The sequence below is a fragment of the Paenibacillus sp. FSL R7-0272 genome, assembly GCF_037969905.1.
GTDB classification, from domain to species: Bacteria; Bacillota; Bacilli; order Paenibacillales; family Paenibacillaceae; genus Paenibacillus; species Paenibacillus polysaccharolyticus.
Genome location: NZ_CP150221.1, coordinates 1,466,519 through 1,487,740 on the forward strand (window position 1 = coordinate 1,466,519; position 21,222 = coordinate 1,487,740).

General features: G+C 44.6%; 22 protein-coding genes. 21 read left to right on the top strand and 1 reads right to left on the bottom strand.

The genetic code is table 11. The features are described from left to right. Positions 1–95 precede the first annotated feature (95 nt). The gene (locus tag MKY23_RS06255; protein WP_222591802.1) at positions 96–248 is read left to right on the top strand and encodes a hypothetical protein; all 153 of its coding nucleotides are present in this window, start codon (positions 96–98) and stop codon (positions 246–248) included. A 106-nt stretch (positions 249–354) separates the two neighbouring features. Here the strand turns inward: MKY23_RS06255 and MKY23_RS06260 are convergent, their stop codons facing one another. Further along, positions 355–723, bottom strand: coding sequence for a helix-turn-helix transcriptional regulator (locus tag MKY23_RS06260; RefSeq protein ID WP_090918292.1), 369 nt, complete (start codon positions 721–723; stop codon positions 355–357). Between the two features lie 338 nt (positions 724–1,061). Here MKY23_RS06260 and MKY23_RS06265 point away from each other — a divergent pair, with 338 nt between their 5' ends. The 20 genes from MKY23_RS06265 to MKY23_RS06360 all read left to right on the top strand — a co-directional run bounded on the left by MKY23_RS06265 (position 1,062) and on the right by MKY23_RS06360 (position 20,883). Next, positions 1,062–1,499, top strand: a complete 438-nt coding sequence (locus MKY23_RS06265) for a hypothetical protein (RefSeq protein ID WP_090918290.1) — start codon at positions 1,062–1,064, stop codon at positions 1,497–1,499. Positions 1,500–1,653: 154 nt separating this feature from the next. Next, positions 1,654–2,412, top strand: coding sequence for a CpsB/CapC family capsule biosynthesis tyrosine phosphatase (locus MKY23_RS06270; protein ID WP_260510778.1), 759 nt, complete (start codon positions 1,654–1,656; stop codon positions 2,410–2,412). A 65-nt stretch (positions 2,413–2,477) separates the two neighbouring features. Further along, positions 2,478–3,230 (top strand): Wzz/FepE/Etk N-terminal domain-containing protein, encoded by a 753-nt coding sequence (locus MKY23_RS06275; protein ID WP_090918286.1) that lies wholly within the window; start codon positions 2,478–2,480, stop codon positions 3,228–3,230. After that, on the top strand, positions 3,211–3,891 hold the full coding sequence (locus MKY23_RS06280; RefSeq protein WP_090918284.1) for a CpsD/CapB family tyrosine-protein kinase: 681 nt from the start codon (positions 3,211–3,213) through the stop codon (positions 3,889–3,891). The genes MKY23_RS06275 and MKY23_RS06280 overlap by 20 nt, the downstream gene beginning before the upstream one ends. Positions 3,892–4,114: 223 nt before the next feature. Beyond that, positions 4,115–5,023, top strand: a complete 909-nt coding sequence (gene galU, locus MKY23_RS06285) for a UTP--glucose-1-phosphate uridylyltransferase GalU (RefSeq protein WP_090918282.1) — start codon at positions 4,115–4,117, stop codon at positions 5,021–5,023. Then, positions 5,020–5,688: a sugar transferase gene (locus MKY23_RS06290; RefSeq protein ID WP_208606761.1), complete on the top strand. Its 669-nt coding sequence runs from the start codon at positions 5,020–5,022 to the stop codon at positions 5,686–5,688. Before galU ends, MKY23_RS06290 begins: the two co-directional genes overlap by 4 nt. Positions 5,689–5,720: 32 nt before the next feature. After that, positions 5,721–6,686 carry an NAD-dependent epimerase/dehydratase family protein gene (locus MKY23_RS06295; RefSeq protein ID WP_339836376.1) on the top strand — a complete coding sequence of 322 codons (966 nt, stop codon included), beginning with the start codon at positions 5,721–5,723 and terminating at the stop codon, positions 6,684–6,686. Positions 6,687–6,705: 19 nt separating this feature from the next. Beyond that, the gene (locus MKY23_RS06300; protein WP_339836379.1) at positions 6,706–7,929 is read left to right on the top strand and encodes a glycosyltransferase family 4 protein; all 1,224 of its coding nucleotides are present in this window, start codon (positions 6,706–6,708) and stop codon (positions 7,927–7,929) included. A gap of 1 nt (position 7,930) precedes the next feature. Next, positions 7,931–9,244 carry an O-antigen ligase family protein gene (locus tag MKY23_RS06305; protein ID WP_339836382.1) on the top strand — a complete coding sequence of 438 codons (1,314 nt, stop codon included), beginning with the start codon at positions 7,931–7,933 and terminating at the stop codon, positions 9,242–9,244. Next, entirely contained in the window at positions 9,241–10,419 is a 1,179-nt protein-coding gene (locus tag MKY23_RS06310) for a glycosyltransferase (RefSeq protein WP_339836385.1), read from the top strand. The genes MKY23_RS06305 and MKY23_RS06310 overlap by 4 nt, the downstream gene beginning before the upstream one ends. A gap of 1 nt (position 10,420) precedes the next feature. Then, the gene (locus tag MKY23_RS06315) at positions 10,421–11,503 is read left to right on the top strand and encodes a glycosyltransferase family 1 protein (RefSeq protein ID WP_167375686.1); all 1,083 of its coding nucleotides are present in this window, start codon (positions 10,421–10,423) and stop codon (positions 11,501–11,503) included. 36 nt (positions 11,504–11,539) lie between these two features. Continuing rightward, positions 11,540–12,685, top strand: a complete 1,146-nt coding sequence (locus tag MKY23_RS06320; protein WP_339836388.1) for a glycosyltransferase family 4 protein — start codon at positions 11,540–11,542, stop codon at positions 12,683–12,685. A gap of 25 nt (positions 12,686–12,710) precedes the next feature. Continuing rightward, positions 12,711–13,607 (top strand): glycosyltransferase, encoded by an 897-nt coding sequence (locus tag MKY23_RS06325; RefSeq protein ID WP_154890823.1) that lies wholly within the window; start codon positions 12,711–12,713, stop codon positions 13,605–13,607. Beyond that, positions 13,607–14,992 carry an oligosaccharide flippase family protein gene (locus MKY23_RS06330; RefSeq protein ID WP_154958546.1) on the top strand — a complete coding sequence of 462 codons (1,386 nt, stop codon included), beginning with the start codon at positions 13,607–13,609 and terminating at the stop codon, positions 14,990–14,992. Before MKY23_RS06325 ends, MKY23_RS06330 begins: the two co-directional genes overlap by 1 nt. Further along, entirely contained in the window at positions 14,958–15,959 is a 1,002-nt protein-coding gene (locus MKY23_RS06335; RefSeq protein WP_339836393.1) for a polysaccharide pyruvyl transferase family protein, read from the top strand. Before MKY23_RS06330 ends, MKY23_RS06335 begins: the two co-directional genes overlap by 35 nt. Before the next feature lie 55 nt (positions 15,960–16,014). Further along, positions 16,015–17,403, top strand: a complete 1,389-nt coding sequence (locus MKY23_RS06340) for a sugar phosphate nucleotidyltransferase (RefSeq protein WP_154890826.1) — start codon at positions 16,015–16,017, stop codon at positions 17,401–17,403. Next, entirely contained in the window at positions 17,400–18,731 is a 1,332-nt protein-coding gene (locus tag MKY23_RS06345; protein ID WP_339836396.1) for a UDP-glucose/GDP-mannose dehydrogenase family protein, read from the top strand. Before MKY23_RS06340 ends, MKY23_RS06345 begins: the two co-directional genes overlap by 4 nt. A gap of 41 nt (positions 18,732–18,772) precedes the next feature. Next, positions 18,773–19,690 carry an LCP family protein gene (locus MKY23_RS06350; protein WP_154958543.1) on the top strand — a complete coding sequence of 306 codons (918 nt, stop codon included), beginning with the start codon at positions 18,773–18,775 and terminating at the stop codon, positions 19,688–19,690. Positions 19,691–19,721: 31 nt separating this feature from the next. Then, positions 19,722–20,276, top strand: a complete 555-nt coding sequence (locus MKY23_RS06355) for a VanZ family protein (protein ID WP_154890829.1) — start codon at positions 19,722–19,724, stop codon at positions 20,274–20,276. 91 nt (positions 20,277–20,367) lie between these two features. Continuing rightward, a complete protein-coding gene (locus MKY23_RS06360) occupies positions 20,368–20,883 on the top strand; it encodes a hypothetical protein (protein ID WP_253496420.1) in 516 nt (171 codons plus the stop codon). Positions 20,884–21,222 lie beyond the last annotated feature (339 nt).

Here is a 21,222-nt window from a genome sequence, read left to right on the forward strand (position 1 = left end):
GCCATGAGACGACAACATCAAGGAACGTTCTAAAGTATAATTAGGTTTAGTTTTTGGCGTGCAGAGAAAGTATAAAGATAAGAGAGGTTAGCGGAATGAAGATGAAGCATCCAAACATGGGCGATTCTAAGCCGACAAGTAACAAAGTCGAAGCAACCCGAGTGGACATCATGAAAGTTTTACTGCAATGTGGAATCGACCCGGAGCGTTTGAAACATTTCGTATCCTCCGACAGCAAGCGTACATGAGCCGTTGCACACCAAGGAATGGAGGGAAATCATGATACACAAAAAGGCCCAGAAACCGGAGCAGGAAGTACTCGGAAACTGGGTTTTCTTTTCGGGTGTAGCATGATTAATCCATACTGCGTTCCATTCGTACAAAAGCGATAAAACGACGAGCTTCTTCCTCTGTTAAAGGTTTACCATCAATCATCAGATCAAAGCGCTCTAACACTTCCTTATCTGACAATTCAAGCGCATCCACGAATTCACGCACGTCTTCATCCATAACCACATCACTTTGCTTCGTACGTCCAATCAAATAATCAATGGACACATCGAAAATGTCAGCAAGCCGCGTTAACACCTCGAAATCCGGTTTGCGCCGGTTTTTCTCGTAGTGGGAAAGAGCTGCTCTCGTAATATGAATGGAGTTCGCAAGTTCTTCTTGAGTAAGTCCCCGCTGTTCTCGTAATTCAGCAATGCGATTTCCGTAGCTCATAAGCTATTTCCCCCTGAACACCATCATATATATTGAAACAATCCTGAGCCAAGTTTTTGATCAGGGTAAACTTTCCTGCAAATGTACTACGCCTCATTCGTCTCATATACCACTTATTAAATAGGTCTGTCTAAGGACAGCTCATATTGTCGTAAATCAAAAGAACCATGTCCAAATACCGCTTGACATGATACGTATTGTATCGTAAATTGAACGTATGGAGTTACAAAATGTATCATAGTTAGTAGTTTAAGTATTTCCTCATGGTTTGAGCGTTATACCTGTCAAAAATAACGTTCTCGTCCATGCTGGCCAATCCATTCTAAAGGAATGAAATCATGAATTCAAAAATTCTTCAGGAATGGGCCGATCTGAAACCAAATGTCCATATGTACATTCAGGAATTTCATGGGAAAATGGTAGACCGCAAAAGACGACCCGTCCTGTTACTTGGTATGGATACACAAGCGATCACTTTCCTGAGCGACCTGAACTTACCCGTAATATCAGAAATGGTACTAGGTTTAGATGTAGAAGACAGCCGTATATGCGTCAGGCTTCATGCCAAGCTGCAATGGAAACAACCTTTTGGAGAACTGATATTGTATCATTCAAACTTGCATATTCAGAAAGACCAAACACTATATATAACTGGACAGTTAAACAGAATGCTTACTGAAGTTGAATTTGAGGCAGTTTCCCGTTCTACATATGGGAATGCAACAGATCCATCTCCTCAGCTGAAGCCTTATCGTTACATTGATTTTATTATATAGGATGAGGTAGACTCTGAACAATTTCTGAACAAGCATGTACTTAACGCCATTTTACTATATTTCGTAGCGTTATGCATTAGTTCTTTAACACCAAAAGCATTTGCGCAATGAATAAAGGGGCAAGGGGGAGCATACTATTTCAGGAAGTTTGGATATGGTTGAAATGCACTGCCACATTCTATTCGGTTTGGATGATGGTCCTGTTCAAATGGAGCAGTCCGTTGCGATGGCTGAGAAGGCAGTAGCTTCAGGAATTACCTCCATTATTGCAACTCCGCATCACCTGAACGGACATTACAACAATGAACCAAAGGTAGTCAATCAGGCTGTTTATATGTTTCGTGCCGAGCTTGCCAAACGAAATATCCGTTTGCAGATTGATCCCGGTCAGGAGATCAGAGTGCATGATAGGCTGATTGAAGACTTGTATGCAGGAAAGTGCTGCACACTTGCCGGTAGTCGTTATATGTTGCTGGAGTTGCCCTTTGGTCATATTCCCTCACAGTTCCCCGGAATACTGCACGAACTGCGAATCGCGGGAATTACCCCTATTATCGCTCATCCGGAACGCAACCTTGTCATTTTGAAAAAGCCATTGCTGTTGTCCGAATATTTGTTTCAAGGTGGACTATGCCAGCTTACGGCGGAATCATTCACTGGGCTTTTCGGGCGAAAAGTTCAGAAGTGGTGTTTTCATTTTTGCAAAGAAAACGGGTTTCATTTCATTTCATCAGATGCACACGATACGAAACATCGAACGTTCAAACTGGATGTCGTATATCCGTTGCTCGAAAGACGTTTGGGACGTTGCTGCATTCAACATTTTCAAGATAATGCACAATCCATATGGAATAATCAACGTATTTCAGCTGTATTACCAGCCAAGAAAAAGCGCAGCTTTTTATTCTGGTGAGCAGCTACTGATGTACCAAATACATAGTCACTTAATATGGCTGACTTAAATGGGAGGAAAATCGAATGGAACTCAAAGAGTATTTACACATTTTACGTAAACGCATCTGGATTATTGTTGCCTTCGTAGCTGTGGCTTGTATTGGTGCAGGTGTCAAAAACTACTTTTTTACTGTACCGATCTATGAAGCAGGCGCCAAATTAATCGTCAACCAGGCATATAATGCCCAAGGTGTTCCAAGTTTGGATATTGGAACTATTCAGACAAACATCAAAGTGATCAACTCTTATATGGAGATTATTAAATCTTCTGCAATCCTCGATAAAGTGGCATCTACATACCCCGATCTTGGTATGACTGGTAATCAAATAGGGCAGAACATCCGAGTTTCCACCGCCAATGAGTCCCAGGTTATGAGTCTAACGGCTACGGGACTATCATCCGAAAAAGCCGCAAAAACCGTAAACGCAGTTGCGAAAGTGTTTAAATCTCAAATCCCCGTAATTATGAAAGTAGACAATGTCACGATCCTAAGTGAAGCGAAACCTACGGATTCCTCCAATCCTATTAACGTCAACCCCATCATCAATATTTTGATCAGCTTTATTGTTGGACTATTGCTGGCAGTAGGCTTTATATTCCTGCTGGAATATTTGGATGACACCTTGAAAACGGAAGATGAATTGGAGAAAGAATTAAATCTCCCTGCACTTGCTGTCATCTCCAAGATAAGAAAAGAAGAGAGCCGTATGTCAAAACAGTCATCCATATCTCAAAAACAGGTAGGTGATGGACAGTATGTCACGATTAACCAATGAACGAGTAGGCCTGGTAACGATGGCTAATCCCAGATCCACTTCATCAGAAGCCTATCGAAAGCTACGAACCAATATTCAGTTTTCATCCATAGACAGTCAGATTCAAACGATCATGATTGCCTCGGCATCCTCAGGGGAAGGGAAAACAACGACGATTGGCAATCTGGCAGTCACCTATGCGCAGGAAGGGAAAAAGGTTCTGGTAATGGATACGGATCTCCGTAAACCGGCAGTACATCTGATGTTTAATGTGCCCAACCATGTAGGCCTAACCAGTGTGTTATCGAGTCAATACAAAGTGACGGAAGTGCTTCGGGAAACGGGGGTGGAGGGTCTTCATGTCTTATCTTCCGGGCCGATTCCCCCTAATCCTTCGGAGATGATCGGATCACGTAAGATGACAGCACTCCTTGAGGGCTTGAAGGAAGAGTATGACGTTATTCTCTTCGATACACCGCCGGTTCTAACCGTGACAGATGCATTGATTATCAGTTCATTGTGTGATGGTGTCATTCTTGTGGTGAATGCAGGCAAGGTGAAAAAGGATCTGGTCAAAAAGGCGAAGGCTCATCTTGAACATGTGAATGCACGTATTCTGGGCGCTGTGCTGAACAATGTGCAGGTTCCGAAAAGCCGCAATAACAGTTACGGGGAAAAATAACAGGCAAGACAATGGAGTTTCATTTTCAAATCATTTTCAAAGGTCATGTCTACTATACCTCTATCAAGGTAGGCACTCGGTCACACTGTGGGTAGTGTACCTTAGACGTGTATCGTCAGGGGTGTGATGTGAGGAGGGGTTCAATGCCCTATTTATGAATGATATGTTTCATGTTTTCATGGTTTTGAGTTAAATAAAAAAACTAATGGATAGGGTGATATCTATGACAAAGGTGAGAAAAGCAATTATCCCTGCTGCTGGATTGGGAACCCGTTTTTTACCTGCTACAAAGGCAATGCCTAAAGAAATGCTCCCTATTGTGGATAAACCGACTATCCAGTACATCGTTGAAGAGGCGGTTGCTTCCGGGATCGAAGATATTATCATCGTGACGGGAAAAGGAAAACGTGCGATTGAAGATCATTTTGACAGTGCGTTTGAACTGGAGCATAACCTCCTTGAGAAAGGGAAACTCAGTTTACTGGAAGAAGTCCGGAAGTCCTCCAACGTGGATATCCATTACATAAGACAGAAGGAAGCCCTTGGACTTGGGCATGCGGTCTGGTGCGCCCGGAATTTCATAGGCAATGAACCCTTTGCCGTGTTGCTTGGCGATGATATCGTCGTGTCGGAAGTGCCGTGCCTGAAACAGCTCATCCAGCAGTATGAAAAGGTAGAGCAGTCGGTGCTTGGCGTGAAAACGGTAAGTCCGAGTGAAACATCCCGCTATGGGATTATTGATCCGTTGCACACAGAAGGACGTTTATCTTCTGTTAAGAGTATGGTTGAAAAGCCTCCACTAGGTTCGGCTCCGTCTAACCTGGCCATCATGGGACGATACATTTTGACTCCGAAAATTTTTGAGTATCTGGAAGAGCAAAATGTCGGTGCAGGAGGGGAAATTCAGCTTACAGATGCGTTGCAAAAGTTGAATGATGATGAAGGAATTAGCGCCTATGACTTTGAAGGCTCCCGGTTTGATGTAGGGGAGAAGCTGGGCTATATTCTCACGACACTCGATTTTGCACTCAAAAATAAAGAGTTGCGTGCACCGGTGCTGATGGCGATTGAAGAGATTCTAATGAAGGAACAGATGAATCAAATCCTTGTAGCTGGAGGGGATAGTCTGTGAAGCTATCAGGACCGGAATACTTTGGGAGTGGGGAAACCTTGGTTAAAGAGGGGAATGCCGCTGTACTTGAGCAGCCATACTCACAACGTGTTGGCGGGTATACGGATGTGATGAAGCCATTGGCCGATTTTGTTATCGCTATTTTGTTACTGCTCATCACATTACCGGTCATGCTGCTTTCGGCTATTTTGATTAAACTGGATTCCAAAGGGCCCGTGATCTTCAAGCAGGAGCGGTACGGGAAGAATGGAGTCAAATTTAACATTTATAAATTCAGAACGATGCGTACAGACGCACCGAAATATGGCCTTTCGCCAACGACCAGCCATGATCCGAGGATTACACGACTAGGCAGAATTCTGCGCAAGACGAGTCTCGATGAACTGCCGCAGCTGCTCAATATTATCAAAGGCGATATGAGTTTTATCGGCCCAAGACCTGAGATGAAACGTATTGTGGAGGAATGTTATACCGATCTGGAACGCAGGCGTTTTCTGGTGAAACCGGGAATTACGGGATTGTGGCAGGTGAGCGAGGCTCGGAAGGAGCCTATTCACCATAATCTCCAGTATGACTTCCACTATATCTCGAATGTATCCATGAAAATGGACATTACGATCATTTTTAAAACTATCGGTGTAATGATTAAAAGCAACACCTTTTGACCATTTTGGATCATAATTTGGAGTGTGATGTAATGAAACATATTGTAGTGACAGGTGCTGCCGGATTTCTGGGCTCTCATCTCGTGCAATCTTTGATCGGCCAGGGCCATCGGGTTACAGGGATCGATAATCTTTCAACAGGTGTGATTCGCAATCTGGCAGGGGTTATGGAGAACCCTAACTTTGTATTCCATGAAGCAGATGTTACACGTCCCGATACAATGGATATTTTCGTTGATCAGCAGGTGCACGAAGTCTATCATCTGGCTTCGCCTGCTTCACCTAAATTCTATCAAGCAGATGCGATTGGCACGATCTGGGTGAACACGCGAGGAACATATCATATGCTGGAACTGGCTCGGGTCAAAGGAGCCAAGTTTCTGTATTCCAGTACAAGTGAAGCCTATGGCGATCCCGAGATTCATCCGCAGCCGGAGAGTTATCGAGGCAATGTAAATACGTGGGGGCCACGAGCTTGCTATGATGAAGCCAAACGGTTAGGCGAAGTTTTTTGTTATGAATACTACACAAAACAACGAGTTTCCGTGAAAGTTGCGCGTATTTTCAACACGTATTCTTCCGGGCTTCGCAATGATGACGGCAGGGTGATATCTAATTTTGTAACGCAGGCGCTGACGGGTCAAGATATTACAGTGTATGGAGATGGTTCACAGACCCGATCCTTCTGTTATGTGGATGATAACATTCGGGGATTACAAGCTTTCATGGCGGAAGATCGGGCTGATGGAGAGATTATCAATATCGGCAATCCTACGGAATACACGATTCTTGAGGTCGCTCATTTGGTGAAACAGCTCACACAATCGGACAGTAGAGTTGTATTCTTGCCTTTACCTGAAGATGATCCGAAGGTTAGGCGTCCAGTGATTGATAAAGCTCGTGAAATATTAAACTGGGAGCCGGAGATTGGTCTGGAAGAGGGATTGAAACGCACGATAGAGCACTATCGATCGATGCTGCAGGTACAGGAAACTTGATAACACTGAACTGATAACAATGAAGCTGAATAAAAGCGAGTTGAGAACCATGCAAACTATATTGATTGCTCACAGTTTATATCCACCCCATATTATTGGGGGAGCCGAGATATCGACACAGATTTTGGCCCAGACGCTGGAGTCCAGTTATGACGTTAAAGTCATTACAGTTGGTGGACACAAAGAGGGCGGGGTGCAGACGGATACAGTGAACGGGATTGAAATCTCGCGGCTACCATTTAATAATCGGTACTGGATCGGTGATACAGCAAGGCAGGCCAGCACTTCTGACAAAGTGTTATGGCGTATCCAGGATATTTTTAATGTGAAGCAGTACCAGCATATTAAACAATATCTGATGATGAAACGTCCTGCTCTGATCCACACTCAGAATATACCGGGACTAAGCCTTGCGATCTGGAAAGCGGCGTTTGAACTGAACATCCCGGTTGTGCATACCCTGCGCGATTTTTCGTTAATTGAACCCATCGCGATCTCGGCATATTCCAGGTTCTACAGACAGATTTCCAAACACTACAGCCGCAGAGTTTCTTCCGTTATTGGCATATCCGAGCATGTGCTTAACAAGCATATCGAACTGGGATTTTTCGCGCACGCGTCCAAACATGTCATTCATAACATTGTTGAGCGTGATAATCAGGTTCAGCATGTTAATGTAGGGAAAACGGTTAATCATGAGCAACCCCTGCACGTTGGATATTTTGGACAACTAACCGAGGTCAAAGGAGTTCAGTATCTAATTGAAGCAGTGCAAAAGCTCGATCAGCAGATTGTGGGGAAGCTGTTCATCCATGGGGATGGCCCTCTGCTTCAGACATTACAAGAACTTGCAGGGGCTGATCCCCGGATCGTGTTCGTGGGCAAAATCGATAAAAAGGAGATCACTTCCCAGATGAAAAAGATGGATCTCACAATTGTACCGTCCACCTGGGATGAACCTTTTGGCAGAGTGGTCATCGAATCGTATCAAGCAGGTACGCCAGTTTACGCTTCCAAGGTTGGGGGCATGCCCGAGATTTTGCTGGATGCGGATACCTTCTCTTTCACCGCCCATCGTGCGGATTCGATCCGTGACGCAATCCTCCATTATTATGCCTTATCTGAAGCGGAGAAAAATGAATTAATGCTACAATGCTGCGAACACAGCTTATCCTTTAATGAAGATTATCTTCTCACCAGACATGCGATCATCTACGAGAAGTTAATTGGAGGTGAAGGCTAAGATGTACATGACTTCTCTGAACGTCAAATCGCCATCATTAGTTCAAGCGAGGTCTGATGCGCCTTCCTCTGTCATCATGATGTTGATTCATTTCTTACTGCTCTATCTGTCCATTTATGGTCTGATTTCGATCTATGTCGATAATATTGTGATTCGTTCGTTAAAGGATGCAGGCATGTTGCTACTTGCGGTATACACACTTGCCCGGGTATATCGCCAGCAGATTCATTTTCTGAATCTATTCCTGTTTATACTGGCCTCCCTTATCGTGCTCGGATCGTTAAATGTACTTGTCGGTTCCAGCGTGGTCACGTTAGTCTATGGAATCAAAATTACGCTTTTACCGCTGGTGATGCTGTTTGCAGGCATGTTTATGGCCGAGCAGGGTGGAATGTACGCATTTGCCAGAACCAATCTGGTTATTTTTATTATGCTCATTGCAGGATGGTGCGCCCAATATGCGCTGGGTATAGAAAAGTTAATCACTATGGGATTCGTATACGGCGTAAACATCAAAAACTATCTTGAGGGTGTGCCGCGTTTATCCTCCATTACGTACTCGCCGGATGGTTATGCGTATGCACTGTTAATGACAGGCATCATTGCAGAACAAACCAAGCTGGCAGTGAAGCACCGTAGCTTTCGCCTGATGATCCAGTTGCTGACGATCGGCTTTTTGCTTTTATCTACGATTCGATCGGCTTTGTTGCTCTGGTTTGTATATCAGGTGGTTCTTTTTTTAATTCAGATTCGCAAGTACAGCAAAAAAAATATGTTAGTTCTGGCGGTTGTTTTTCTGACACTGCCTGCAGTTGTGTTTTTTGGAGGCAGGTTCCTACAGTCCAAAAATCTGCTCTCCAGTTCATCCTTGCTTGATCGATTACAGATATGGGGAAGCAGCCTTACCTCGCCATTCACCATGAATGGCATGATCGGCAACGGAATTGGTTCGGTTGGTGCTGCCAGTCGGCGCACACATATGATGGGTCTGAACTCCAGTAATTTTGCAGTGGATAACCAGTACTTTTCCTTGTACGAACAGACAGGTTGGATCGGTCTTGCCTATTTTTTGATGTTATTCATGTGGTTGTTGGTCACACTGGTTAGACGAATGAATGCCTCACCTTACTCGGCAGGTTCCAGACTTCCTCAGGTGGCTATAGCCCTCGGCGCAGGAGTGGCTGCGGCAAGTATGACGACCAACGTTCTTGAGTTGTTTCCTGCGAACGTTTTTTTCTGGATGTTCATAGGCATAGCTCTGTATCAGCATCGTAATGCAGGTGATATACCATATAAAGCGGGTGAGCGAAAATGAAGGTTTTGCACATCGGAGAATATGTGGTGGGCGGTGTTGCCACGTATTTAAACGAGCTGGTGTCCTACCAGCGTAACCGGTTTGAGGTTTATGTATTGATGAGTGATTATAACTCGGCAAAGGATTTTGATCTGGAGCCAGAGCATATCTTTCGTTACAGTTACAAACGCCACCCGAAACACTTTTTCTCAGCGATGAGACAGATTCACCAAGCTATTCGGCGGATCGAGCCGGATATTATTCATGTACACAGCTCATTTGCGGGTATGCTCGCAAGGGGCTTATTTTTTTTCACACCGCGCAAAGCGAGTATCTTTTACTGCTCACATGGCTGGTCTTTTTTGATGGATACCAAACCCCTGCATAAAAAGGCTTATTTCATGATCGAGAAAATACTGGAATTCAAAACAGACTATATCGTGAACATTTCAAAATATGAGATGCAGCAATCGATTCGCATGGGCATGTCTCCAGCCAAATCCCGATTCGTTTATAGTGGCCTGCGTGACCGCAAGTCTCACAAGCCTCACAATCACGAAGAGCAGCCGCAAGTAATTGTGCAAAAAGATCAGGAGCAAGAGGATGACAGCATGATTCGGCTCTTGTTTGTGGGCAGATACGATCGGCAGAAAGGACTGGATCTGCTGCTGGATGCATTCAGGCAGTATCCCGAGCTGCAGCAGCGTATTCAGTTATACATCATTGGAGACAGCGTATTGGAAAAAAATGAATGGACCTTTACCGACAATATGGTCCGGTTAGGGTGGGTCAATAATGCAGAGATTGATCACTATTACGAGCAGTGTGATGCGATCATTATGCCTTCCAGGTGGGAAGGGTTACCCTTGGTCGCGCTGGAAGCAATGAAAAATCACAAACCCGTCATCGCTAGCAATCGGGCCTCGTTGCCAGAGCTGGTGACGCATGGGGAGAATGGCTACATCTTTGAACTTGAACGACTCGAAGGGTTGAGAGAGATTCTAATGCAACTTGATAAAGAAACGTTGGCAACTATGGGTGAAGCGGGACATCAGGTGTATAAAGAGAAGTTCAGCTCGGATCGAATGAATGAGGAGTTCGTGAGTCTCTATTATGAAGCGAGAAATGTAGAAGTTAGCTTCCAAACCGCCGGGCCGGCCTCCCGTTTGGAAATTTCAAAGAGAAATGGAGATTAACATGAATACAATCTATATCAATGCCCGTTTCCTGACACAGACCGTTACCGGGGTTCAGCGATATGCCATTGAACTCGTGAAGGAAATCGATAATTTGATTGACGCTGGAGAAGTAGACGGTACGAAAGTAGAATTTTGCCTGCTCTCACCCGCGAATGTGGTTACTCATCTTGAACTGAAACATATTCGCCACCGAATTGTTGGCAGACTGAAGGGACATGTATGGGAACAGCTGGAGTTGCCATTTTACGCGAAAAAAGGATTGCTAATTAACCTGTGTAACACAGGCCCGGCATTCAAACGCAATCAGGTCGTGACGATCCATGACGCTTCTGTATTCAGTTATCCGAAGGCATTTTCCTTCGCGTTTCGGTCATGGTATCAGTTTTTAACGGTTCGCTTAGGCAAGATTTCGAAAAAGGTCATTACCGTGTCTAACTTTTCCAAAGGTGAACTTATTCAACACTGCAAAATTGCCGCCCAGAAGGTATCCGTTACACACCTGGGCATCGATCATATTCATCACAGGCAGGCGGCTCAAGGTACACTTGAGAAATATGGGATTAACTCCCCGTATGTACTGGCTGTCAGCACGATGAACCCTTACAAAAACTTTAAGCTGATCTTGGAGATTTTACCTCAGGTGAAAGCACAGAATTTGAGTGTTGTCATCGTGGGCTCCAAGAACAGTAAGGTGTTCAGTAATCATGCTGTGAATGATTCGGAAGGTGTGAATTGGGTAGGGTATGTGACGGATGAGGAGTTAAAAGCGCTCTACGAACATGCCACCGGTTTTATTTTCCCATCCTTGTACGAAGGGTTTGGCTTACCGCCACTGGAGGCGATGGCGCTTGGTTGTCCGGTTATCGTGTCTTCCCGTGGTTCGATCCCGGAAGTATGCGGAGAAGCAGGGCTATACTTTGACCCCCATCACCCGCAGGAAGCAGCTTCACGTCTGGTAGAGATGATGTCTGATCCGGAGCTTGGGCAGCGAATGTCCATTCAGGGCAAAGAGCACTCAGCCTTCTTCTCTTGGAACAAATGTGCCAAGGATACAGTAAACATTATTATGAGCACGGTGTAAGCATGCGAAATGTATTCTTGTGAGGGAGATAAAGCTATGAACAAAGTGTTTGTTGCGATTGATTTCCCGCCTGAAAAGGGAGGGATTCATGATTATGCCTACGGGCTGATATCACAGATTCCAGCAGAAGAGACAACGGTGCTGACCAATAAAATAAATGATACCGCAGAGTCTGAGCAATTCGACCAGAAGCATGATTTTGAAATTATTCGGAAACGTATTTTTTCAGATTCGAATAAATGGCTGTTGATTCTCTCACAGCTTGTTCTGGTGGCGCAACTGATTCTGTTGAAATGGCGCAAAAAAACAGATGAGATTCATTTTGTGAATATATTCCCGGTTGGCTTAGCCGGTCCATTCATGAAATTCCTTTTTCGAGTAAAATACTTTCCTTATGTTCACGGCCTGGATGTGATGGGGATGGTTAATAGCCGATTATTCCCACTGCTGTTGTTCATCCTGAAGCGTGCGGACAAAGTGATTGCCAATAGCCAATATACGAAGTCGAAGCTGGTTGAACTGGGGATTTCGGAGTCTCAGATTGTCATTATTCCACCGGGACTTAACGTGAACAAGCTTAACGCGGATACAGGGAGTCAGGGGGATTTACGGGATAAGTATGGTCTGCATGGCAAAAAAGTGATGATCACCGTCTCGCGACTTGTAGAACGCAAAGGTCATGATGTCACACTGAAAGCCGTGAGTCAGGTTATTACGCATATTCCTGATCTGAAGTATGTTATCTGCGGAGATGGGCCGTATAAGGGAGAACTCGAACGACTGGTAACTCAGTACGGACTCGAATCTGTTGTTGTATTTACAGGACGTACTACAGACGATGAGCTTCAGCAATTATATGAATGTGCGGATCTCTTCATTATGCCAAGCCGGGATATCAAGGAGAAGGGTGACGTGGAAGGGTTCGGAATTGTATTCCTGGAAGCCAACTATTATCGATTACCTGTCATTGCAGGCAACAGTGGCGGTATTCCCGACGCCGTGAAGGACAATATCACCGGTTATCTCGTAGACCCGGTTAATGATCAGGAGATTGCTGCGCGTATCGAACAATTAATGACCGACGATGGGCTAGCCAGAGCGATGGGGGATAACGGATACGACTGGGTAGTCAACTATTGTTTGTGGTCGCATCGTGGAAAGTTGTTGAAGCAATTGGCCTAAATATCAATGTGATTGGGGTGAGAGCATGAGGGCTTCTGTAGCCATTTGTACACACAACAGAGCGTTAGACACTATGCAGGCTGTTGAGAGTGTATTGAAGGGAGATACCGATCCTGCCGATTACGAAATTTTGGTCATAGATAATCATTCGACAGATCATACTAGGGATTTATTTGATTCGTCTCACATGCCGGAGCATGTACGGTATATTTTTGAACCACAATTAGGCCTTTCTTATGCAAGAAACCGGGCAATCAAGGAAGCAAAAGGTGAGTTTATTTTATTTCTGGATGATGATGCATTGGCATGTCCTACTTGGATCAACGAAGTCATTAAGATATTTGATATGGATTCCCGGATTGGTTGTGTGGGTGGGAAAATCGTTCCTATATGGGAGGGCGGAAGGCCCGAATGGATACCACAAGATATTGTGAGCTTGTACACTCTAATGGATTTTTCTGAAAAAGTTGTTGAGATGCCTGCGCCTTCTATTCCTTTTGGGGCGAATGTAGCATTCAGAGTGAGTATTTTCGAAAAGTTAGAGCCATTTAGAGAAGATTTGGGGCGGGTTGGTACAAATCTAATGTCAAGTGAAGAGAGTGAGCTAATCAGTCGAGTCCGCCAAGAACATAAAGTTTTCTACAGTCCATATGCAGTTGTTGAACACAAAATAGCAAAAAGCAGATTAACCAAACGTTGGCTATTACGCCGAGTGTATTGGCAAGGTATAAGTGATGCCACGCGGTATAAGAAAAGTGCATGGGGCGTATTCAAACACACGATAAGAATTGTGCAAGCAGCTCTACTAATCGTCATCTCTTTCAATAATGTGCAGAAAGTCATGAGTGAGATGGCTAAAATATCTTATCGGAACGGCACGATTGTGGGATCTTTCCGAAATGGCAGAGGGCTGAACACCTGATGAACATGGCGATTGCCCGAAAACCAAGGCAGCGAAGCATTATTCAGACCATTGTCATGACAAGTATGGCTAATATTCTCATTATGGCTGTGACTACGCTAACTTCCATTATTACAGCTCGCATGTTCGGAGCGACGGGGAAGGGAGAGCTTGCGGCTGTTTTATTCTGGCCTGCATTCATTTCGGGTCTGGCCGCATTTGGTCTGCCCACCTCGTTAATTTACAATGTCAAAAAAAACAGCCAGCAACTCCCTGTTTATATCAGCATGAGCTTTGCCGTTCAGATTCCGATCAGTATCATTGCCGGGGTGATCAGTTGGTTTGGTATCCCTATCTGGCTATCAGCATATTCGGAATCTGTTATTGCGATTGCAAGGTGGTATACCGTATCCATGGTTCCAGTGATGCTGTTCATGGGTGTGCTTGCGGCAGCCGCACAAGGTACCGACAAGTTCCATATTTATAATCTGTCGCGTTTGCTGGCTCCCTTATTGAATCTTGCAGGCTTGGTACTACTGTGGGTAGCGCAGGTATTAACCGTGGAACGAGCCATAATTATCAGTTTTGCCAGCACTATACTGGTGTTGACCTGTTATATGATTGCCATGCGTCAGCAAATATTCAGTTCCGTCAGCAAGCTGGTGGCTCAGATTCGAACGGGGATTCATCTATTCAGCTATGGCCTTCGTGTATATGGGGTAGAGTTGCTAGGCACGTTGTATAGCCAGTTTGACAAAATTATTATTTTGGCTCTGCTGACACCCAAAGATTTCGGGTTATATTCGGTTGTGTTTGCCCTATCGCGTATGTTTAATGTTGTGCAGACGGCCATCACCAATGTCATATTTCCAAAGGTAGCCGGCATGGAGCAGCAACAGGTGTTGTCTCTTGTTGGCAGAGCTTTCCGCATTAGTATGGTACTTATGACGATCATCATCATACCGAGTATGCTGATTGGTCGTTTTTTTATTGACTTGTTGTTTGGCCCGGAATTTCTGGAGGCCAGCGGTGTATTCTATCTGTTGTCTCTGGAGTGTATCGTTGGCGGAGGATCTTGGATTCTGGCTTCGGCTTTTAATGCGCTCGGTAGACCAGGCGTTATCGTGCTTCGGCAGGTTATCGCACTTGCTGTGACGATTACGTTGTTCTTTGTGCTTACGCCCATGTTCGGGTTATACGGTTTAGGGCTGGCGTTGTTACTTGGTTCCTTCGTCCGTATGTTGATGTCATTAATATCCGTTTCGATTATTTTCAAAATGCCGATGCACAAGATGTTATATAACAAGGAAGATATGGTCTTCCTCAAGCAAAAATGGAGAGAAAAAAATCTATTTAAAGGAGCCAGAAGAGATGTCAAACGTGCAAAAGATTCATCCCATGGATGAGTTGAAAAAACGGCTTGAATCGATCCTTGAAGTTGTGCCCCCTCATTCGAAGATCTATTACATTGATTATCCCGTTCACAGCAATTGTGGTGATCTGCTTATTATGAAAGGAACAGAGGCTTTTTTCAAAGACCATCATATTTATGTGTCTCAACGATACAGCGTCCATGACTTTCATGACCAAGTTGAAATTCCCCAGGATCATATTATTGTTCTTCATGGTGGTGGGAATTTCGGTGATTTATACGAAGCTCATCAATCATTAAGAGAACGTATCGTTCAGCATTACCCGCATCATCGAATCGTGATTCTTCCTCAGACGATATTTTATAAGGATCAAGCTATTCTTCAAAGAACTGCATCTGTTTTTGCTCAGCATACAGATCTGCATATCTATGTTCGCGATGAGATATCGTTTCAAATTGCCTCGGATCATTTCTCCAACTCTAAGGTGAACTTAGTTCCCGATATGGCGCACCAATTATGGCCGATGGAGATCCAACGTAACTCTCGTAAAGAGAGATTGAATTTCTTTAGAACAGATATCGAACAGACAGCAGCTCAACAATCTCTGAATTCCGCAGAGCAGCAAGGAGATTACCTGGATTGGCCCACCTTGTACAACAAATATGAGCGAAAGCTAATCTACTATATCAGTAAAGGGTTGAAGAAACCTGCTTCGCGAGCCCTCTCCCAATTCATATGGATGAAATATAGTGACTACCTTGTGAATAAGGCGGTACGCTGCTTCGCGGATTATCGCATGATTCACACATCCAGATTACATGGTCACATCCTGTCTTGTCTGATGGCGAAACCTAACCTATTGATTGATAACTCTTATGGGAAGAATTCGGGATATTATCGGATATGGACACATGAAGTGAACACAGCCAATATGGACTCCTCTTCCAAGGCGAGTGCTCCACCCGTGACCAAGTATATGGAATCAACGGCAACCGTATAACGAACGAAAAGCTGTCCCGTATCATCTTAAAAATATATAGAGTGGAGTGGTTGCATTGAGAATCGTACTTCTCTCCGGTGGATCAGGTAAACGGTTATGGCCTTTGTCCAACGACACGAGATCCAAGCAATTCCTGAAGGTGCTTGAAGGCGAGGACGGACAGACGGAATCGATGGTACAGCGCGTATGGAGGCAATTGCAGCACACGGGGTTAAGTGGCCAAGCAACGATAGCAACGAGCAAACCGCAGGTGGAGATTTTGCGAAGTCAGTTGGGTTATGAAGTGGATCTGGTCGTTGAGCCTGAACGAAGAGATACCTTCCCCGCAATCGCCTTGGCGGCCGTATATTTGTACTCCGTGCAGGGAGCCAGCTTAAATGAAACGGTAGCCATGCTTCCGGTTGATCCCTATGTGGAGGAGTCCTTCTTTTATAAAGTAACAGAGCTGGAGGACGTGCTGGATGACTCCGGTGCAGAGCTTGCGTTAATTGGCGTGAAACCCACGTATCCTTCGGAAAAGTATGGTTACATCATTCCAGAGCGGTCTGAAACTAAAGAAGAACAACGTTACGCCAAAGTATCCCGTTTTCAAGAGAAACCCCGTGAAGCTGAAGCGGCAGAGATGATCGAACAATCTGCCCTTTGGAATTGCGGGGTTTTTGCATTCAAACTCAATTATTTGATTAATCTGCTCATCTCGCTTGAACTGCCTATCCAGTATGAAGAAATGTTGAAACAGTACGGGAGACTGCAGAAAATCAGCTTTGATTATCAAGTGGTGGAGAAGGCTCAGCATATTGTGGTTACACCTTACGAGGGGTACTGGAAAGACCTTGGTACATGGAACACGCTGACAGATGAGATGAGTACCAATATTGTGGGCAAAGGTGTCATGACGAACAGTACGGTGAACACACATCTGATTAATGAATTAAACATTCCGGTCTGCGTACTGGGAGTATCCAACTTGATCGTGGCAACAAGTCCTGATGGCATTCTGGTCAGTGAAAAAGAGGCGAGTCCTCAGATCAAGGAAGTGTTAAAAGATAGCGCTGAGCGCCCCATGTATGAAGAACGTCGTTGGGGCTGTTACAGAGTGCTTGATTACACACGCAATAAAAAAGGCGAAGAAGTATTAACCAAACGCATCATCATCGAGCCCCATAAAAACTTTTCGTACCAGTACCATCTCAAACGAAATGAAGTATGGACCGTTGTCTCGGGACAAGGTGAATTCATTATGGACGGCGAGCTCAGACCGCTTCATCAAGGAGATGTCATTGTGATTCCGGCAGGAGGGAAGCACAGTGTCAAAGCGTTGACCGAACTCGAAATTATTGAGGTGCAGATGGGCAGTGAACTGGTGGAAGAGGACATCGTTCGCGTTGAGATGGAATGGGAAGATATTATCCAAAATTGCGTGAATTGGGGGAAAACAAGATGAATATTGCGGTGATTGGAACAGGCTACGTAGGTCTGGTATCAGGGGTTTGTTTTTCGGAGATTGGCAACCAGGTGATCTGTGTAGACAACAATGAGGAAAAAGTACAAATGCTGAATGAGGGCGTCGTTCCAATCTACGAACCTGGTCTTAAAGAGTTGATGATTTCCAATACGCAAGCAGGTAAACTGTCGTTTACCTCAAACATTGGTGAGGCGATACACCGGTCAGATATTGTCTTTATAGCCGTAGGTACACCTTCTCTACCAAACGGTGAGGCGAATCTGAGTTATGTAGAGCAAGTGGCTATGGAGATCGGCACCCATCTCGAAAGCTACAAAATCATCGTGACTAAAAGCACGGTTCCTGTAGGTACTAATGACCGTATCCGCGATCTGATTCGCAGCATATCCTCCCAGCCCTTTGACGTGGCCTCTGTTCCCGAGTTTTTGCGAGAAGGCTCCGCTATCAAGGATACGCTTAACCCCGACCGGATTGTCATCGGCACGAGCAGTGATCGGGCCATCCAGACGTTAAAGAAACTTCATCGGCCATTAACAAGTAATCTGATTATTACAGATATCCGCTCAGCGGAGATGATTAAATACGCATCCAATGCATTTCTGGCAACCAAAATATCATTTATTAATGAAATTTCGAATATTTGTGAGAAAGTTGGGGCGGATGTTACACGTGTTGCAGAAGGCATGGGGTACGATAAACGCATCGGGTCTGCTTTTTTGAAGGCAGGGATCGGTTATGGCGGCTCTTGTTTTCCTAAAGATACACAGGCGCTGATCCAGATTGCAGGTATGGTGGATTATGATTTCAGACTGTTGAAATCTGTAGTGCAAGTCAATCAGGACCAACGTATGCAAGTGATCTACAAGCTGGAGGAAGCGCTGGGGTCACTCGCAGGCAAGACAATTGCTATCTGGGGACTGGCGTTTAAACCGGATACCGATGATGTGCGAGACGCACCAGCCATTGATATTGTTCAACATCTTATTGATGCTGGAGCATCGGTCAGGGCCTACGATCCGATTGCAACGGCTAACTTCCGTAAAGAGATCGACATTGCCTCGATTTCGTGGGAGGATAGCCCGCTTCATGCTGCTCAAGACGCGGATGCGCTATGTGTACTGACAGAATGGAAGGAATTTGCCCAGGTTGATCTGACAACCTTAGCCCAAACGATGAAGGAGCCTGTGATGATTGATGGTCGTAATGTGTATAGTGCGGAGCAGATTCAAGCATCTGCCTTCCACTATTATTCTGTCGGACGTCCAGGTCTCGTGAAGGTGGAAGGGAAAGCAACAGCAATTATCTAATCTGTCAGTGAATATCAACAATATGAGTGAGGAAGATCCCCATGAAAAAGTGGATGAAATGGACGGCTTGGATCGTTTCCCTTTTAATCATCGTTGTATTTGGTTATGCGATCTATCTCTATCAATCGGTTAAATCAACCGCTGATCAGATTTATGAGCCTCGTAATCCCGTAAAGCCTGTTTCGGTAACCGATGCGAAGGGCGGACTCCAGGTTGAACTCAATCGCAAAGAGCCCTTTAATGCCTTGATCCTGGGAGTAGATGAACGCCAGAATGATCGAGGACGTTCAGATACGATGATTGTTCTAAGTGTGAATCCGGGGAAAAAGAAAGTGCTGATGTTTAATATTCCGCGAGATACACGAACGGAAATTGTAGGACGCAACACCGAAGACAAAATCAATCATGCTTACGCCTTTGGGGGCGTGGATATGTCTCTTGCAACAGTCGAACAATTTTTGGGAATTCCCATTCACTATTATATGAAAGTAGATATGGAGGGGTTCTCCAAAATCATTGATCTTGTTGGTGGTGTGGATGTAAACAACCCGTTTGCCTTTGACTATGAGGGTAAACGTTATGAGCAGGGCAATATTCATCTGGATGGTGTCGCTGCTCTCGGGTTCTCCAGAATGCGTTATGATGATCCGAAGGGCGACTTGGGAAGGAATGATCGTCAGCGAGAGGTCCTGAAGCAGATGCTCAAAAATACGATGCAATTCTCCAGTGTGCTTCACCTTCAGAATATGTTAGATGAGCTGGGTACACATGTCAGAACAGATCTGACATTTGATGAGATGAAAGAACTGCTTCTGGATTATCGTAGCGACCTGGAAGAAATCGATACAGTTGAGATCAAGGGAAAAGGCGAGAAGATCAACGGTATTTATTATTTTATTGTAGGTCAAGAGGAAAAGGAGCGCATTCACGGATTACTGACGCAGCACCTAGAACAGTAAGGGCAACGTCCGTGAAACAGCAAGGAAAGTGGTGAAAACATTGCTGAATGCGGAGGGAAGAGAAACAAGAAAACAGAAATATCAACGGAAGAATCGTTCGTATAAAATGTTGTTTTGGCTAATGCTAGCAGGGGTCTGGATTGCGATAATCTGGCTGATGTCTTCCCAATCCTATCAACAGCAAAATATTCAGCCATGGCTTCAACGTTTGACCAAACAGGTGCACATCGGGGTGACATTGCCCGATGTGCACCTGTTTTATAATGGGCACGAGTATTCACTAAGAGAAAGGCCTTATGCTTTTGTAGAATTCCTCTTTCGCAAGACTGCGCATCTATTAATCTACGCTGTACTCGCAGTATTAATCTATGGCAGTCTGCGTTACAAACGGGTGAGAGTCATAACTTGTATTACGGTGGCGCTGATGTTCGTTGCAGTGATTGCCTCCATTGACGAGTATATCCAACAGTTCAGCCCCAATCGTACGAGTTCAATCTGGGATGTCGGTGTAGACTTGATTGGCGGAAGTTGTGGCATCGCGGTTTATACAGGAATTCGAGCTTTGCTGGGTAGGAGACATCATTGATTTCCCAGGAAATGCAGTGTGTAGTCCAGGCATAGCTTCTACTTGTTTGCAAACCATCATACATATGGGGTAGGCAGGACAAGGGGGCTGAATGATGATAAGAAGAAGAAACCGCAATGCACTGTTCAAAAAAAGTGGACTTATTTTATTTGTAGTGCTTTTGCTGTGGCTGATTATTAGGAGTGTACCTGCACTGTTTCGTGCAGATGCGCCTACAGAGGCTGCTGCTGTAGCAGAAGAGTTTTACAAATACGAGCAAACGGGTGACTTCGGAAGCTCCTGGGAGCTTTTTCATCCTTTAATGAAAGAGCGATTTCCGAAGAGTGCCTATGTGCAGAATAGAGCTCACATTTTTATGCAGCATTTTGGTGTGCAGACGTTTGAACTGGAGATGGAACCGCCAGAGCGGGAATTTGATGTGGAGATCATTCAGGGCGTGAAGCCTTTTTCTGAAGCATACAAAATCAAAGTTACACAAACGTATTCCGGAACCTTTGGAAAGTTTGATCTTGTGCAGATCTGTTACCTTGTGCAGGATGGTAAGCAGTGGACGCTGTTATGGTATTATCCAGATGATAGGAAACACAACACTGAAACTTCATCGTGATGCATGATAGGGTGCAATATCAGGATGAGAAAAAAATATTACATATGATGTAATTTAAATGGAGGTTGAGTATACCGTTTTGTATCATTAGTCCTTGATCAAGCGCTATAAATGCGAGACTTTTGTCGCATTTATAGCGTTTCTTTGAATTTTCAACCTAAATCCATGCTTAAAAAGCTTGACAATAGTCCCGGTGTCAAGTAAATTACGAATTAGGATACAAAATGTATCAATTTTCAGCGTCTAACGACAAATAACAGGGACTAGAGACTCCCTGTGAGGGGAAGGTATTCCATTGAATGAAACGGGCCGCTTTTACTGTGTCAGTTGTGGGATGAT

What these genes read in the sequence shown, in the direction of transcription:
- MKY23_RS06255 (WP_222591802.1), top strand. Translation starts at nt 96, where the DNA reads ATGAAGATGAAGCATCCAAACATGGGCGATTCTAAGCCGACAAGTAAC.
- MKY23_RS06260 (WP_090918292.1), bottom strand. Translation starts at nt 723, where the DNA reads ATGAGCTACGGAAATCGCATTGCTGAATTACGAGAACAGCGGGGACTT.
- MKY23_RS06265 (WP_090918290.1), top strand. Translation starts at nt 1,062, where the DNA reads ATGAATTCAAAAATTCTTCAGGAATGGGCCGATCTGAAACCAAATGTC.
- MKY23_RS06270 (WP_260510778.1), top strand. Translation starts at nt 1,654, where the DNA reads ATGGTTGAAATGCACTGCCACATTCTATTCGGTTTGGATGATGGTCCT.
- MKY23_RS06275 (WP_090918286.1), top strand. Translation starts at nt 2,478, where the DNA reads ATGGAACTCAAAGAGTATTTACACATTTTACGTAAACGCATCTGGATT.
- MKY23_RS06280 (WP_090918284.1), top strand. Translation starts at nt 3,211, where the DNA reads ATGTCACGATTAACCAATGAACGAGTAGGCCTGGTAACGATGGCTAAT.
- galU (WP_090918282.1), top strand. Translation starts at nt 4,115, where the DNA reads ATGACAAAGGTGAGAAAAGCAATTATCCCTGCTGCTGGATTGGGAACC.
- MKY23_RS06295 (WP_339836376.1), top strand. Translation starts at nt 5,721, where the DNA reads ATGAAACATATTGTAGTGACAGGTGCTGCCGGATTTCTGGGCTCTCAT.
- MKY23_RS06300 (WP_339836379.1), top strand. Translation starts at nt 6,706, where the DNA reads ATGAAGCTGAATAAAAGCGAGTTGAGAACCATGCAAACTATATTGATT.
- MKY23_RS06305 (WP_339836382.1), top strand. Translation starts at nt 7,931, where the DNA reads ATGTACATGACTTCTCTGAACGTCAAATCGCCATCATTAGTTCAAGCG.
- MKY23_RS06310 (WP_339836385.1), top strand. Translation starts at nt 9,241, where the DNA reads ATGAAGGTTTTGCACATCGGAGAATATGTGGTGGGCGGTGTTGCCACG.
- MKY23_RS06315 (WP_167375686.1), top strand. Translation starts at nt 10,421, where the DNA reads ATGAATACAATCTATATCAATGCCCGTTTCCTGACACAGACCGTTACC.
- MKY23_RS06320 (WP_339836388.1), top strand. Translation starts at nt 11,540, where the DNA reads ATGAACAAAGTGTTTGTTGCGATTGATTTCCCGCCTGAAAAGGGAGGG.
- MKY23_RS06325 (WP_154890823.1), top strand. Translation starts at nt 12,711, where the DNA reads ATGAGGGCTTCTGTAGCCATTTGTACACACAACAGAGCGTTAGACACT.
- MKY23_RS06330 (WP_154958546.1), top strand. Translation starts at nt 13,607, where the DNA reads ATGAACATGGCGATTGCCCGAAAACCAAGGCAGCGAAGCATTATTCAG.
- MKY23_RS06335 (WP_339836393.1), top strand. Translation starts at nt 14,958, where the DNA reads ATGTCAAACGTGCAAAAGATTCATCCCATGGATGAGTTGAAAAAACGG.
- MKY23_RS06345 (WP_339836396.1), top strand. Translation starts at nt 17,400, where the DNA reads ATGAATATTGCGGTGATTGGAACAGGCTACGTAGGTCTGGTATCAGGG.
- MKY23_RS06350 (WP_154958543.1), top strand. Translation starts at nt 18,773, where the DNA reads ATGAAAAAGTGGATGAAATGGACGGCTTGGATCGTTTCCCTTTTAATC.
- MKY23_RS06360 (WP_253496420.1), top strand. Translation starts at nt 20,368, where the DNA reads ATGATGATAAGAAGAAGAAACCGCAATGCACTGTTCAAAAAAAGTGGA.